Annotated in this window: 15 protein-coding genes; 14 read left to right on the top strand and 1 reads right to left on the bottom strand. The window is 65.3% G+C overall.

The window, feature by feature from the left end; translation table 11 throughout:
- Window positions 1-270: 270 nt before the first annotated feature.
- From PVZ77_RS09030 to PVZ77_RS08980, 11 genes are read left to right on the top strand one after another with little or no spacing between them, the layout of a single operon-like run.
- Window positions 271-600: a hypothetical protein gene (locus tag PVZ77_RS09030; RefSeq protein ID WP_273807247.1), complete on the top strand. Its 330-nt coding sequence runs from the start codon at window positions 271-273 to the stop codon at window positions 598-600.
- On the top strand, window positions 597-803 hold the full coding sequence (locus PVZ77_RS09025) for a hypothetical protein (protein ID WP_273807246.1): 207 nt from the start codon (window positions 597-599) through the stop codon (window positions 801-803). The genes PVZ77_RS09030 and PVZ77_RS09025 overlap by 4 nt, the downstream gene beginning before the upstream one ends.
- Window positions 800-1000, top strand: coding sequence for a hypothetical protein (locus PVZ77_RS09020; protein WP_273807245.1), 201 nt, complete (start codon window positions 800-802; stop codon window positions 998-1000). Before PVZ77_RS09025 ends, PVZ77_RS09020 begins: the two co-directional genes overlap by 4 nt.
- Window positions 997-1782, top strand: a complete 786-nt coding sequence (locus PVZ77_RS09015; RefSeq protein ID WP_273807244.1) for a RecB family exonuclease — start codon at window positions 997-999, stop codon at window positions 1780-1782. The genes PVZ77_RS09020 and PVZ77_RS09015 overlap by 4 nt, the downstream gene beginning before the upstream one ends.
- Window positions 1783-1786: 4 nt before the next feature.
- Window positions 1787-2641: a hypothetical protein gene (locus PVZ77_RS09010; RefSeq protein WP_273807243.1), complete on the top strand. Its 855-nt coding sequence runs from the start codon at window positions 1787-1789 to the stop codon at window positions 2639-2641.
- 5 nt (window positions 2642-2646) lie between these two features.
- On the top strand, window positions 2647-2847 hold the full coding sequence (locus PVZ77_RS09005; protein WP_273807242.1) for a hypothetical protein: 201 nt from the start codon (window positions 2647-2649) through the stop codon (window positions 2845-2847).
- A gap of 17 nt (window positions 2848-2864) precedes the next feature.
- Window positions 2865-3890, top strand: a complete 1026-nt coding sequence (locus tag PVZ77_RS09000) for a DNA translocase FtsK (protein ID WP_273807241.1) — start codon at window positions 2865-2867, stop codon at window positions 3888-3890.
- A gap of 5 nt (window positions 3891-3895) precedes the next feature.
- On the top strand, window positions 3896-5635 hold the full coding sequence (locus PVZ77_RS08995) for an AAA family ATPase (RefSeq protein ID WP_273807240.1): 1740 nt from the start codon (window positions 3896-3898) through the stop codon (window positions 5633-5635).
- Between the two features lie 28 nt (window positions 5636-5663).
- Window positions 5664-6380: a putative quorum-sensing-regulated virulence factor gene (locus tag PVZ77_RS08990; protein WP_273807239.1), complete on the top strand. Its 717-nt coding sequence runs from the start codon at window positions 5664-5666 to the stop codon at window positions 6378-6380.
- A gap of 20 nt (window positions 6381-6400) precedes the next feature.
- Window positions 6401-7165, top strand: coding sequence for a hypothetical protein (locus tag PVZ77_RS08985; protein ID WP_273807238.1), 765 nt, complete (start codon window positions 6401-6403; stop codon window positions 7163-7165).
- Between the two features lie 26 nt (window positions 7166-7191).
- On the top strand, window positions 7192-9363 hold the full coding sequence (locus PVZ77_RS08980) for a DNA cytosine methyltransferase (protein WP_273807237.1): 2172 nt from the start codon (window positions 7192-7194) through the stop codon (window positions 9361-9363).
- Between the two features lie 4 nt (window positions 9364-9367).
- Here the strand turns inward: PVZ77_RS08980 and PVZ77_RS08975 are convergent, their stop codons facing one another.
- Window positions 9368-10186 carry a hypothetical protein gene (locus PVZ77_RS08975; RefSeq protein WP_273807236.1) on the bottom strand — a complete coding sequence of 273 codons (819 nt, stop codon included), beginning with the start codon at window positions 10184-10186 and terminating at the stop codon, window positions 9368-9370.
- A gap of 106 nt (window positions 10187-10292) precedes the next feature.
- Between PVZ77_RS08975 and PVZ77_RS08970 the strand changes: the two genes are divergently transcribed.
- The 3 genes from PVZ77_RS08970 to PVZ77_RS08960 all read left to right on the top strand — a co-directional run bounded on the left by PVZ77_RS08970 (window position 10293) and on the right by PVZ77_RS08960 (window position 13660).
- Complete coding sequence (locus PVZ77_RS08970; protein WP_273807235.1) at window positions 10293-10571, top strand: hypothetical protein; 279 nt, start codon at window positions 10293-10295, stop codon at window positions 10569-10571.
- A gap of 284 nt (window positions 10572-10855) precedes the next feature.
- The gene (locus PVZ77_RS08965) at window positions 10856-12049 is read left to right on the top strand and encodes a tyrosine-type recombinase/integrase (RefSeq protein WP_273807234.1); all 1194 of its coding nucleotides are present in this window, start codon (window positions 10856-10858) and stop codon (window positions 12047-12049) included.
- Window positions 12050-12070: 21 nt separating this feature from the next.
- Window positions 12071-13660: an ABC-F family ATPase gene (locus tag PVZ77_RS08960; RefSeq protein ID WP_187979340.1), complete on the top strand. Its 1590-nt coding sequence runs from the start codon at window positions 12071-12073 to the stop codon at window positions 13658-13660.
- Window positions 13661-14011: the final 351 nt, after the last annotated feature.

Raw genomic sequence — 14011 nt, 5'->3', positions numbered from 1 at the left:
GCGATGCGCCGTTTTCACTGGCTGGCCCTGGCAACAGGGCCAGACGGGAAGACAACCGAGGAAAGCACCATGCGCACCTACCTGATCGTGCTCGCCATGACCTGCGCCGCTTTCTTCGGCGCCGTCGAGTACACCAAGCCCGTTAAGGACCAGCCGATGGTGATCATCGGCTACCAGGACGAGTAGCCCCGTTCGCCGGGCTGCACACCGCCCCACCGGTTGCAGCCCGGCTTTTTACCGCGCGCCCCGGCGCCCATCGAGACCCACACCATGACCCTCGCTATCCAGCATGAGCGGGCGCTCGAAGGCGCCCACGAACAGGTGCTGCAACTGCAGCACGACATCGATACCCACCAGCCCGACACGATGCTGGCCTTCGCCATCCACTGCGATATGCAGATCGATCCCCAGCGCCAGGTGGTGCTGCTGGAGACGCTAGCCAGCATGCGCGATCGCCAGTTCAACGAGGCCTACATGACCCTCGCCAGTATCAGCCTGCCGCTGGCCAAGGAACTCATGGAGTGGCGCCGGGTGCAGCTCGCCGAGCACGACAACTTCTTCACCGACGAACTGGCCAAGCGCCGCAAGGAGGCTGCATGAGCACCGAACGAGAAGTCGCACAACGGATGGTCGAGATGTGGATCGCTCGCATCCCTGCCTTCGGTGACGGTATCGCCGAGGGCATGAACGAGATGGCCTATGCCCTGGGCGCCATTGACGACCGCGCCCACGATCACAACCGAGTGCGCATCTCCCAGGAAGTGGCCAAGGTTTGGGCCAAAACGCGGGGGGCTGCGGCATGACCGCCTCCCCCGCTCCCAGTACAACCGCCAGCCAGGCGGCTAACGCCGAAGCGCGCCACACCCTGCTGCTGCGCGCCAGGCAGTCGCTACCCGAGGCCCTGGGCCTTCCGCCGGAGACCCGGCTGATCGACACCCCCATCCGCTCCCCGATGATGCGCCGGCCTGGTCGGCGCTGGTCGGTGGAGGTGGCGTCGTGAACATCGTCACCATCCGTGCCAGCTCGCTGGCCGAACTGTTCGACTGCCCGGCACGCTGGGAGGCTAAGCACCTCCTCGGCATGCGCAGCCGCTCCAGCGGCGCCGCGCACCTGGGCACGTCAATCCACGCATCCACCGCCCTGTTCGACCAGGCCACCATGGACGGCGCACCGATCAGCGCGGATGACGCGGCCGGCCTGTTCGTCGACACCCTCTACAACCCCGAGCACGACGTCGACTGGGAGGACAGCGGCCCGAAGCAGGTCGAGCGCATCGGCCTGACGCTGCACAGCCGCTACTGCGCCGACATCGCGCCCACCCAGGACTATGTCGGCATCGAGGTGACGTGCGAGCGGCTGGAGATCAGCGACCTGGGCCTGGCGCTCACCGGTACCACCGACCGCATCCGGCGGGTGGACGGTGAGCTGGGCATCAGCGACCTGAAAAGCGGCGCCCGCGCCGTGGGATCCACCGGTGTCGCGGTCACCGCCGGCCACCGGCCGCAGCTCGGCGTCTACGAGCTGCTCGCCGAGTTCGCCATCGGCCAGCCGCTGACGGCCCCCGCCGAGATCATCGGCCTGAAGACCGGCGCCGGCCCCTGCGTAGGCCGCGGCGAAGTCACCGGCGCCCGCCAGGCCCTGGTCGGCGATGAAGACAACCCCGGCCTGCTCCAGATGGCCTCACGCCTGATCCATGGCGGCCTGTTCTACGGCAACCCCAAATCGGTGCTGTGCTCCGCACGGTACTGCCCGCGCTATCCCACCTGTCCCTACAAGGGGTGACCCCATGAGCAACACCCAGACGCTGCAGTCCCTGCAGCAACGCCCGGCGCGCGAGCAGATGCCGGTGTCCATGAGCTTCTTCAACCTGGAAGGCTTCGAGCTGATGCAGCGCATCGCCAAGGCCTTCGTCCAGTCCGACCTGGTGCCCAAGCAGTACCAGGGCAACCTACCGAACTGCCTGATCGCCCTGGACATGGCCCAGCGCATCGGCGCGAACCCGCTGATGGTGATGCAGAACCTCTACGTGGTCCACGGCACCCCGAGCTGGTCGAGCAAATTCCTGATCGCCACGGTGAATACCTGTGGCCGCTTCAGCGCGCTGCGCTACGAGTGGAAAGGCGAAGCGGGCAAGCCGGACTTCGGCTGCCGCGCCTGGGCCATCGAGAAGGAGACCGGCGAGCGCCTCGACGGCATTTGGGTGACCTGGCAGATGGTCAACGCCGAGGGCTGGGCCAGCAAGAGCGGCAGCAAGTGGAAGACGATGCCCGACCAGATGTTCGTCTACCGCGCCGCGGCGTTCTGGCAGCGCGCCTACGCGCCGGACCTGGGCATGGGCCTGCAGACCGAGGAAGAGGTCCGCGACGTCTTCGACGCCAAGCCGGATGCCGGCGGGAACTACGCGGTGGACATCGACGCCCTGCGCCAGGCTGAGGCCGCGCCGCGGAACGTTGATACCGCGACCGGCGAGATCCTGGACGCCGAGCCGGAGAAGCGTGACGAAAAGGCCGAATCGGGTAATGCCAGTGCCGAAAAACGCGACACACCGGCGGAAAAGCGTGACACCCAAGCGGAAAAGGCTGACACCAGCACCGCCCAGGCCGCCAGCCAGCTCGTCGACGACGAAATCAGCATGGAGTGATGGCCATGGCCAGCCGGACCGTAGCTGAGCTGTTCGACCGCGTCGAGCAGTTCACCGCCCTGCTGGCCGCCGCTGAGGACGGCGCGGATACCGACTGGGAGATCCAGTTCACCAACGACATCCGCGACCAGTTCAAGCGCTACGGCGCCCACACCTACCTCAGCGACGCCCAGCTGCAGTCGCTCAACAAGATCGCCCACCAGTAGGAAACCGCCCCATGAAAATGGAACACCGCGCCATCATCGAAAGCGCAGAGCGTCACGGCTGCCGCCCTTCCGAACTCGCCCACCAGCTGCTGGTGCACGACCTGATCGAGACGTGCCGCTTCGAGCTGCACAACCTCAAGGCGCCCTATCACAAACTGAACGAGGGCCAGCAGCAGGAGGTGATTGACCGCCTCACCGAGAAGGTCGAGCAAGCCGTAGAGCTGGCCGTCCGGATCATCGCCGCGCGCGATGTCGTGTCGGTACCGATGGACATCCGGTCCATCAAGGTGGAAGCGAAAGCCCTGACCGTGACGGCCAAGGTCGATGCCAACGAGCCGTCGAACACCGAGCTGACGAAGTCCGCCGGCAAGCTCTGCCTGCTGGTGCTGGCGCCGAACGATTACAACGATGGCCTAGACGACATCAAGCCCGACCGCGACCAGTCGGACCTGCCGCTGGCGGCTGCCGACCTGCTGGGCAGCCCGGAGGAGCTGGAGAAGCGCCTGGGCGGTGGCGGGGAACGCGACGACCTGGAAGATGACGCCCTGCTGGAGGAGGCCACCCGCTTCGTCATCAGCAGCCGCCGGGCATCAATCTCTGCCATCCAGCGCGCGCTCAAGATTGGCTACAACCGCGCCGCCCGCCTGGTCGAGGCGCTGGAGGCTGCTGGCACTGTCTCGGCCATGGACAGCACCGGCGGCCGCGAGGTGATCGCGCCGGCGCCTTTGGGTGGCCAGGCAGAAGACCAGGCCGGTGATGACGAAGCCGGCGACAACGCGCCGGAGGACGCCGCCGCGCCGCACCCCACGGCCTACGGCGTCGTGCCCTACTCCGACGTCTGCGCTGTCCTGGCCCGGGTGAGCCCGTCGGTCACCATCGACTACCTGCAGAGCCGGTTCGCTATAGGCAGCGATGCCGCCCGCGCCCTGGTGGTCCGCCTGCTCGATGACAAGGTCATCGCCGTGCAGAGCGAAGCGGAGAACCCGCTGCACAACACCTACCGCGTCACCAAGGACCTCGACGACGTCGTCACGATGGAGTAATCAGCATGCGCATCACGAACATCACCGTTACCAACGTCCAGGGGCTGCGCAATGCAGCCCTTGCCGTATCTGAGCCCCTGCTGCTGGTGTCCGGTGACAACGGCGCCGGGAAGTCCAGCCTGCTGGACGCGATCAGCATGGCCTTCAGCGGCCAGCCGCGCCGGGTATCCCTGAAGAAGGAGCTGGATCGCCTGGTCACCGAGGGCGCCAAGAAGGGCGAGGCCCACGTCGCCTACGTCGACGGCACCGGCGAAGAGCAGACCGCATGGATGATGCTACCGGGTGGTAAATCGGTGGTAATTCCTGATGCGCCGTTCCTTCCGTTCGTGCTGGAGGCTGCGAAATTCGCGGCCCTGGATGGTAAGGAGCGCCGGAAAGTCCTGTTCGACCTGACCGGTGCGGGCGCTGGCGCCGCCGAGGTGGCCCGCCGCCTCGAGGCCAAGGGCGCCGACCTGGCGAAGTTCGAGAAGGTGAAGCCGCTGCTGCGCGGTGGCTTCCCAGCCGCCGAGGCCCAGGCCAAGGAATACGCCGCCGAGTCGCGCGGCGCCTGGAAGGCCATCACTGGCGAAAATTATGGCAGCCAGAAGGCCGAGACCTGGGAACCGGAGCTGCCGCCCACCACCGTCACCCAGGAGCAGATCGCCGAGGCCGCCAAGGCTCTTGCCGATCTCGACGGCGACCTGGCAGAGGCGCAGCAGACCCTGGGCGGCCACAAGGCCAACGCTCAGGCCGCGGCGCAGCGCCAGGCCCACATGGCCCAGCTGCGCGACACCGCTGACCTGCTGCAGCGCCGCCAGGAGAAGCTCGGCGCCGACCAGGCCCGGGTGGACGAATGGACCCCGAAGGTAGCCGAGGCCCAGCGCGCCGCCGCCGGCAAGCCAGCACATGACCCGCTGGCCTGCCCGCACTGCCAGGGCCTGGTGCTGATGGAGCGCGGCCAGCTGGTGGCCTATGTGGCGCCGGAGAAGGTCGCCGACCCCGATGCCGCCCGCCGCTTGACCGAGTACCAGGGCTATCTGCAGAGCGCGCAGCGCGCCGTAGCTAACAGCCAGCGCGACGTGGACCAAAGCCGCGCCGCGGCCGAGCAGCTGGCCACCCTGGAACAGCAGGCCGCCGCGGTACCGGACGCCAAGGCCATGGAGAACGCCGAGCAGGCCATCACCGAGATCCGCCAGGAGCGCGACAAGGCCCGGGCCAAGCACCAGGCGCTGGTGGAGGCTCACGGCGCCATCGCCGGTCGCGACGCTGTGATCGCCACCGCCGCCCAGCACCACGCCGATGTCGTGGCCTGGTCACTGATCGCCGAGGCCCTGGCGCCCACCGGCATCCCAGCCGAGATCCTCGCCGGCGCGCTTGACCCGTTCAACGAACTGCTGGCGGCCCAGGCCGCGGTGGCAACCTGGCAGCCGGTGGTCATCACCCCCGAGATCGACATCACCTACGGCGGCCGCCTCTACGGACTGCTCTCGGAATCGGAGAAGTGGCGCGCCGACACCCTGTTGGCCATCGCCATCGCGCGGCTATCCGGCATCCGCCTTGTGCTGCTGGATCGCTTCGACGTGCTGCAGCCCACCGCCCGTCCACAGGCGCTGAAGCTGCTGCTGGCCCTGACCCGCTCCGGCGACCTCGACAGCGCGGTCATGGCCGGGACGATGAAGGAGCCCATGGCAAAGGTGCCGGCGGGGATCCAGCAGGTGTGGATCCAGGGTGGCGTGATCACCGAGACCGAAGCCAAGGCCGCATGAGCGGCCTTTCACCATTGAAGGAGCAGACATGAACCCCATCATTTTCGACACCGAGACCACCGGCACGGACCACCAGAGCGACCAGATCATCGAGGCCGCATGGCTGGTGCTACCCGAGACGCCCGATGCCTTCATCGCCACCCGCTCGCCACGAGAATTCGAGCACTACCACGAGCGCTTCAAGCCCACCGTACCGATCAGTCTCGGTGCCCAGGCCACCCATCACATCATCTGTACCGACCTAGTCGATTGCCGCGAGCACACCCAATTCGCGCTGCCAGCTGGTGACGTCCTGATGATCGGCCACAACGTCGACTTTGACTGGCGCATGGCTGGCGAGCCTAAGCAGGTACGACGCATCTGCACCCTGGCGCTCAGCCGGTTCCTGTTCCCCGACAAGGACAGTCATACCCAGTCCGCGATGCTCTACATGATCGGGCGCCGGCATGGGAAAGAGGACTGGGCCAGGGACCTGCTGAAGAATGCCCACGCGGCGCTGGATGACGTCCGGAACTGCGCAATCCTGCTGCGCTTCCTGCTGATCAACGCCGCGAAAGACGGCCACGAGATCGACACCTGGGATCAGGTCTATGCCCTCGCCGAGGGCGCCCGCATACCCACGGTGATGCCCTACGGCAAGCACAAGGGCACGAAGATCAGCCAGATCCCCAGCGATTACAAGGCGTGGCTACTGCGCCAGGCCGACGTCGACCCCTACCTGGTCCAGGCCCTGCGGGCTGGCTGACCGTCCCCTGGAGCACCCAAATGGCCCGCCCTGCCTTCCCTGGTTCCGAGCGCGAGCTCTGCGCCGCCTTCATCGACGAGTTCAACCAGCAGGCCGGGTGGGTCTGCTACCCAGAGACCGGTGGCTTCGACGTGCTGGTCGTCCATCAGGACGGCTGGCAGATCGGCGTGGAAGCCAAGGTCAAGCTGAACGCCAAGGTGGCGGACCAGATCCTCCCGGACCCTTGGGCCTACCGCTACGGCTCGCCCGGCCCCGATTACCGGATGGTCATCGTCGGATCGATCACCGAGGCAAACCAGGGTATCGGCCGGATGCTGGAGGCCCTGGGGGTTTCGGTGCTGGCGCCCCGGGTCAGCAGCCACTGGCGCCGTGGCCAGGTGGAAGAGACCTGGACCTTCAACCTCGACGAGTGGACCGGCAACTACCTGTACCGGGTGGCGCCCTTCGACTGGAACCCGGCGGAGCGCTGCGAGGTGCCTTGCGTGGTCCCGGATGTTCCCGCCGGGGTGCCCGCGCCGCTGCGCCTGACGCCCTGGAAGGAACGCGCCCTCAAGGTGCTGTTCACCCTGCGGCGCCAGGGCTTCGTCACCGCGAAGCAGATCGCCGAGCACGGCATCAGCACCAGCGTGTGGATCAGCGGCGGCCGGCCCTGGCTGGTTCGCGGCGAGATCCGCGGCCAGTGGCTGCCGGGCCCGTACCTCCCCACCTTCGACCTCCAGCATCCCGAGGCCTACGCCAAGATCGTGGAGATGCTGGAGAAGGCTGCCACCACGCCAGCCGCCTGATCACCTACCCCACAAGGAAACCGAACATGACCGCATTCCCGCGGCGGGCCTCGCTCGACTTTAAAACGCAGTACGGCCTGGGCTTCAGCAGCCAGGACGACGAGATCATCGTGGACTTCTTCTGCGGGGGCGGTGGCGCTGGCACCGGCCTGGAAATGGGCCTTGGCCGCCCGGTGGCCGTGGCCAAGAACCACAGCGCCGCGGCGATCAGCATGCACACCGCCAACCACCCCACCGCCCGACACTTCACCACCGACGTGTTCGATGGCGATCCCGATGCCGAGTGCGCGGGCCGCCCGGTCGGCTGGTTCCACATGAGCCCCGACTGCACCCACCACAGCCAGGCCGCCGGCGGCCAGCCGCGGAAGCGCGAGATCCGGAACCTGTCCTGGATCGGGCTGAAGTGGGCCGGCAAGAAGCGCCCCCGCGTGATCAGCCTTGAGAACGTGAAGCAGATCCTGCAGTGGGGCCCGCTGATCGCCAAGCGCTGCAAGGCGACCGGTCGGGTGATGAAGGTCGACGGCACCGTGGCGGCTCTGGGTGAGCGAGTGCCGGTGCACCAGCAGTTCCTAGTGCCGGACCCGAAGCGCAAGGGCCAGACCTGGCGCCGCTTCGTGCAGCTGCTGCAGGGCATGGGCTACCAGGTGGAATGGCAAGTCGGCCGGGCCTGCGACTATGGCGCGCCCACCAGCCGCGAGCGCCTGTTCATGATCGCCCGCTGCGATGGCCAGCCCATCGTCTGGCCGGCACCGACCCATGCCAAGGCCCCGGCAAAGGGCCAGAAGAAGTGGCGGAGCGCCTCGGAGTGCATCGACTGGTCGATCCCCTGCCCCTCGATCTTCGAGCGGAAGAAGCCACTGGCCGCCGCCACGCTGCGGCGGGTAGCCAAGGGCATGCGCAAGTTCGTGCTCGACGCTGCTGACCCCTTCATAGTGCCAATCGCCAACTGGTCGCGGGAGGCGGCGCTTTCGGCGGCCGACCCGCTGCGCACCGTCACCGCCTGGCCGCGGGGTGGCTCGTTCGCGGTGGCCAGCCCGGTCTTCGCGCCAGCCACCCACCAGGGCGGCGACCGAGTGAACGACCCGCGCCAGCCCCTGCCCACCGTCACCTGCGCCAACCGCGGCGAGCAGATGCTGGTAAGCCCCACCCTGGTCGGCCTCGGCGGCCCAGCCTATGCCGGAAAGCCTGCCGATGCCGGCGCGCCACTGGGCAGCATCCTGACCGAGAACCACCGGGCCATCGTGGCTCCGACCCTGGTGTCGGTCGGCTACGGCGAGCGGGACCGCCAGGAGCCTCGGGTGCCCGGCCTGGACAAGCCGCTGGGCACGGTCATGGCGGGCGGCATCAAGCATGCGGTGGCGGCTGCCCACCTGGTGAAATTCCGCTTCGACTCTGCCGGTACCGCAGCGGACGAGCCGATGCCGACAATCACCAGCGGCGGCAACTGCCAACGCCCGGCCGGCGCGGCCCATGCCATGGGCGTCTGCACTGCATTCCTGGAGCAGGCGAACGGCGGCTTCAATACCACGCCAGCGCACAGCGTAGAGCGGCCGATGACCACCGTGACCAACTCGGGCAGCCAGCAGCGCCTGGCAGTGGCCACCCTCGCCCACCTCCGCGGCAACTGCGACGCCCGGGCGCCACAGGATCCGCTGCACACCATCAGCGCGGCGGGTCAGCACCATGGCGCGGTCACCGCGTTCCTGTCCCGCCAGTTCGGCGCCTCCATCGGGCAAGCCGTCGACGAGCCGGCACCCACCGTCACCGCGGGCGGCGGCGGCAAGACCTCAGTGGTCGAGCTGCAGCTGGCGCCAGAGGTCGAAGCCGGCGCCCTTCGCGTGGCAGCGTTCCTGATGAGCTACTACGGCACCGACAACACCAGCCGGCCGGACGAGCCTGCGCCGACCGTAACCACCAAGGATCGCCTGGCCCTGGTCACCGTCACCATTCAGGGCACCCCCTATGTGGTGGTGGACATCGGCCTGCGCATGCTGCAACCGCGCGAGCTGTACCGCGCCCAGGGCTTCCCGGACGACTACCAGATCGACCGCGGCGCCGACGGCAAGGCCTTCACCAAGAGCCAGCAGGTGCACATGTGCGGGAACAGCGTCAGCCCTCCCCAAATGGCCGCGATTGCCCGGGCTAATGACCCCTGGCGATCCGCATTGATGCGCGGTTGCGCAAACAGGGTGGCGTAACAGGCTAACGAATAGGAACTTGCGCACGTAGGTTGCCGGACCTAGCAAGCTTCCCACGAGGAGTCGCCCCTTTGGCCCAGCCCACCATCCTCGTGAAGTCCGGCTGTTTTTCAAAATCCGCACTGGTAAAGACAATATCTGAACTCATCGCACCACACGCCGCCTGTATCTCGGCAGGAAACTTTCCACCTACGAAAGTATTGAACCGTATTCCAAGAACTTGGAAAGAGTGCAAGTGAGCTCCATTTTTGCGAGAGAAGACGGGGGTAGAAAACATGCTGTTTGTGCCACAACCGTCATTGACGGACACAAAAATGCGAGCACTAACATCAGTGGATTGACCCAGGAGAAACAGCCGGAACTGTTCTTCGTATTTATCCCCAAGCGCATTATGATAGCTATTCTCCGCTATCTTCCAATCTCCCACGCTAGCTCGCCATAAAATACTAATCACGAAATAGCGTATAGCCTCTACCACGCCATCAGGAAGGGCAGCGGCATCAAACACACTCAGGCTTCCATCAGACTCTAGCGCGCCCGCACTTTGCATTTGATCACGCAACGGGAAGGCTGTTGAAGTTGCCCAGAGACGCCCTATAACGTCTTCCCCGTATCGAGAAAATCGATGCTCACAGTCCGAACAGAGCAAGTGCACTTTGATTTGCCTGTTAGTTTGAAATGCGGTGTTCTGTCCAGGAATAAGCATCACAGGCTGGCCATTTGTTCCTGGATTCCCCTGGGTATGTCTGTACGCAGCCTTTGGGATTAAGTGGCTATCTTGCAAATCACGGAACTGGTGACAGAGAGCGCATTTACCTTCCATGGGTATCTCCAACGGGTCATTCGAAACGTCTAAGCGCAGCATTCGCACTGATAACTGAGCCTGCAATTCAGCACCTTACCACCTCACAAACGCGGAGGGCCCTGACATGGCTCGGCAACCCATCAAAACCCTAGTGCGCGGCAAGCGGCTCACGCTGCGCGAGGTGTCCGACCGCTACGGCATCGCCTACGAGGCGGTGCGCGAGCGGTACTACCGAGGCAAGAAGCGCGGCGAGGACCTGATCAAGCCGTCCCAGAAGTCCAGACAGACGAAGCGCATGGTGCTGGCTCTGCTTGAGCAGGAGCTACCGGGGGTTCAGGTCGCCCGGGCACTGGGCTGCACGCCGCAAGTCGTCAGCTATTACAAGACTACCTACATTCCTTGATCCGGAATCGCCTCACCACCTGAGCCGAATGCGTCGGCCATTCGACTCACCCTCCCCCTATCACCCCGCACCGCTGGCCGCCGGCCGGCGAGGAGCCCTATTGCCATGAGCGCAGCCCTGAAAGAGACCCCCTCCCTCGACAAGGTGAGCGAGGAGCAGATGGCCGAGCTGCTCGGAACCACCGTCAAGTCCCTGCAGCACCGTCGATACCGCGGCCAATTGCCCGAAGGCGTCTGGATGAAGCGTGGAAAGACCATCTATTACAGCATCAGGAGGTACGAGGAATGGCTCGAAAGCCAATGGACATGCCCGCCGGCGTCGAGATTCACAGTGGAGCAGTCCGCATCCGCTTCACCTGGAACGGAACGCGGCACCGTGAAAACCTCGCCTTTCCCGCGACGCAAAAAGGGATCTCGGCTGCCTCAAGGCTGCGGGATCAGGTAGTTCAGCTGATCAAGCTTGATCTCCTGGATGATGCCAAGTACGCCGAGCTTTTCCCGGGATCGATCAACGTCGCCGGGGGCGGCCAGACTTTCGAGCAGTACGCCCAGCTTTGGCTGGACAGCCGAGACATCACACCGGGCACCTATCAGAACTACAAGAGCGCTCTGAACCTGTATTGGATGCCCCACCTGATGAGGACTCGGGTCGACCTGATAACCACGACGATGATCAGGCGCATCCTCACCGATACCGAGTGGGCATCGCCAGGCGTGAAGCGCAATGCTCTGGTCCGGCTCTCGACCATCCTCAAGGCTGCGGTGCACGACGGGGTGATCACCAAGAACCCAGCCGCGGTGCTGGAGCTGCCGAAGAGGTCCCGCAAGGAGGTGGACCCCTTCACCCTTGACGAGGCAAACCAGATCATCGCTCAGCTCTACCGGCACGAGCACTGGCCCAGCACGATATACGCCGCCCTGTTCGAGTTTCTGTTCTTCACAGGGCTCCGCATCTCCGAGGCGCTGGCCCTGCGCTGGGACGCCATTGACCTGCCGGCGCGCCAGATGCACGTCTGTCGGACAGTGGCCCAGGGCGAGGTGGTGGAGCGGACCAAGACTGGAGCCGGCCGCTTCGTGCTGCTGAACGACCGGGCGCTCCATGCGCTCCAGTTCGCCAGGCAGTACGCAGAGCGCCGCAAGGCCGGGGTGGGCAAGATCAAGGAGACCCCCTATGTCTTCCCGCCGTCCAAGAACAACGAGCACGTCAAGCAGACATCGGACGTCCACCACCAATGGAAACCGGCGCTGAAGGCCCTGGGTATCCGACGTCGGCCGCCATACAACTGCAGGCACACCTATGCCACAATATGCCTCATGTCGGGCATGAACCCCGCCTTCATTGCAGGCCAGCTAGGCCACAGCGTGCAGATGCTGCTATCGACCTATGCCCGCTGGATCTCCTCCCAATCGGACTGGAACGAAATCGCAAAGCTGCAGATTGGCCCCAAATTGGCCCCGGCAGCAATCGAACCAGCCTGAAACCCTTTACAGGTAAGCCCTTTGATCTCCACCGCTAACATCACCATGCAGTTTGGCGCCAAGCCGCTGTTCGAGAACGTGTCCGTCAAATTCGGCAACGGCCATCGCTATGGCCTGATCGGCGCCAACGGCTGCGGCAAGTCCACCTTCATGAAGATTCTCGGGGGCGATCTCGAGCCCACCGGCGGGCAGGTGATGCTCGAACCCAACGTGCGCCTGGGCAAGCTGCGCCAGGACCAGTTCGCCTATGAGGACTGCACGGTCATCGATACCGTGATCATGGGCCACGCCGAGCTGGCCAAGGTCAAGGCCGAGCGCGACCGCATCTACTCGCTGCCGGAAATGAGCGAAGACGACGGCATGGCCGTGGCCGAGCTTGAGGTGCAGTTCGCCGAATACGACGGCTACACCGCCGAAGCGCGGGCGGGCGAGCTGCTGCTCGGCCTGGGCATCCCCCAGGACCAGCACTTCGGTCCCATGAGCGCCGTCGCCCCCGGCTGGAAGCTGCGGGTGTTGCTGGCCCAGGCACTGTTTTCCGATCCGGAACTGCTGCTGCTCGACGAACCGACCAACCACCTGGACATCAACACCATCCGCTGGCTGGAAGGCATCCTGGTCGCGCGCAACAGCACCATGATCATCATCTCCCACGACCGCCACTTCCTGAACAGCGTCTGCACCCACATGGCCGACCTGGACTACGGTGAGCTACGCCTGTTCCCGGGCAACTACGACGAGTACATGACCGCCGCCACCCAGGCGCGCGAGCGCCTGCTGTCGGACAACGCCAAGAAGAAGGCCCAGATCGCCGAACTGCAGCAATTCGTCAGCCGCTTCTCGGCCAACGCCTCCAAGGCCAAGCAGGCCACCAGCCGGGCGCGCCAGATCGACAAGATCCAGCTGGACGAGGTCAAGCCGTCCAGCCGCGTCAGCCCCTTCATCCGCTTCGAGCAGAACAAGAAGCTGCACCGCCAGGCGGTGACCCTGGAAAACGTCACCCAGGGCTTTGACGGTACCCCGCTGTTCAAGCGGCTGGGTCTGCAGATCGAAGCCGGCGAGCGAGTCGCCATCATCGGCCCCAACGGCATTGGCAAGACCACCCTGCTGCGCACCCTGGTGGGCGAGATGGCCCCCCAGAGCGGTGAAGTGAAGTGGACCGACAGCGCCGACGTGGGCTACTTCGCTCAGGACCATGCCGAAGACTTTGCCGACGATGCCACCCTGTTCGAGTGGATGGGCCAATGGACTCAGGGCGGCGAGCAGATGGTACGCGGTACCCTGGGCCGCATGCTGTTTTCCAGCGACGACATCCAGAAGTCGATCAAGGTCATCTCCGGTGGTGAACAGGGGCGCATGCTGTTCGGCAAGCTGATCCTGAAGAAGCCCAACGTGCTGGTGATGGACGAGCCCACCAACCACCTGGACATGGAATCCATCGAGGCGCTGAACCTGGCGCTGGAAAACTATCCGGGCACCCTGATCTTCGTCAGCCACGACCGCGAATTCGTCTCGTCCCTGGCGACCCGCATCCTCGACATGAGCGAGACCGGTGTGGTCGATTTCAGCGGCAGCTACGACGACTACCTGCGCAGCCAGGGCATCAACGGCTGACCCCGGGGTTCGTGTAGTGGGTCGCGCCACCCACTACACGAGCAAAATAGATGGTGCCCTAAGCAGTTACCCTAGGTATCATTTCGCACCGAAACGGGTACTCGACCAGGATCGCCGCGATCATCACCTATCGTTTGCGCCGGGAGACCAGGAGTCTCCTGCCACGTCTCGTAACACGTAGCGCCCCCTTCCGGCACGCTCGACGGGTTCCCTGTCGCATCCTGATCGCCCCGCCTGGCACCGGCCTCCCCCGGCTCGCCAGGACGCTTGGCCCCCACTCAATAAATCAGAACATTGCCGGACGGCCGCTGTCGCAACTGACTGCCATGCCCTACCGGTTGCCCACCCCTG

It is taken from the genome of Pseudomonas sp. SHLD1 (assembly GCF_028640935.1).
Classification (GTDB): Bacteria; Pseudomonadota; Gammaproteobacteria; order Pseudomonadales; family Pseudomonadaceae; genus Chryseomonas; species Chryseomonas aestiva.
This window is presented reverse-complemented; position numbering and strand designations above follow the sequence as displayed.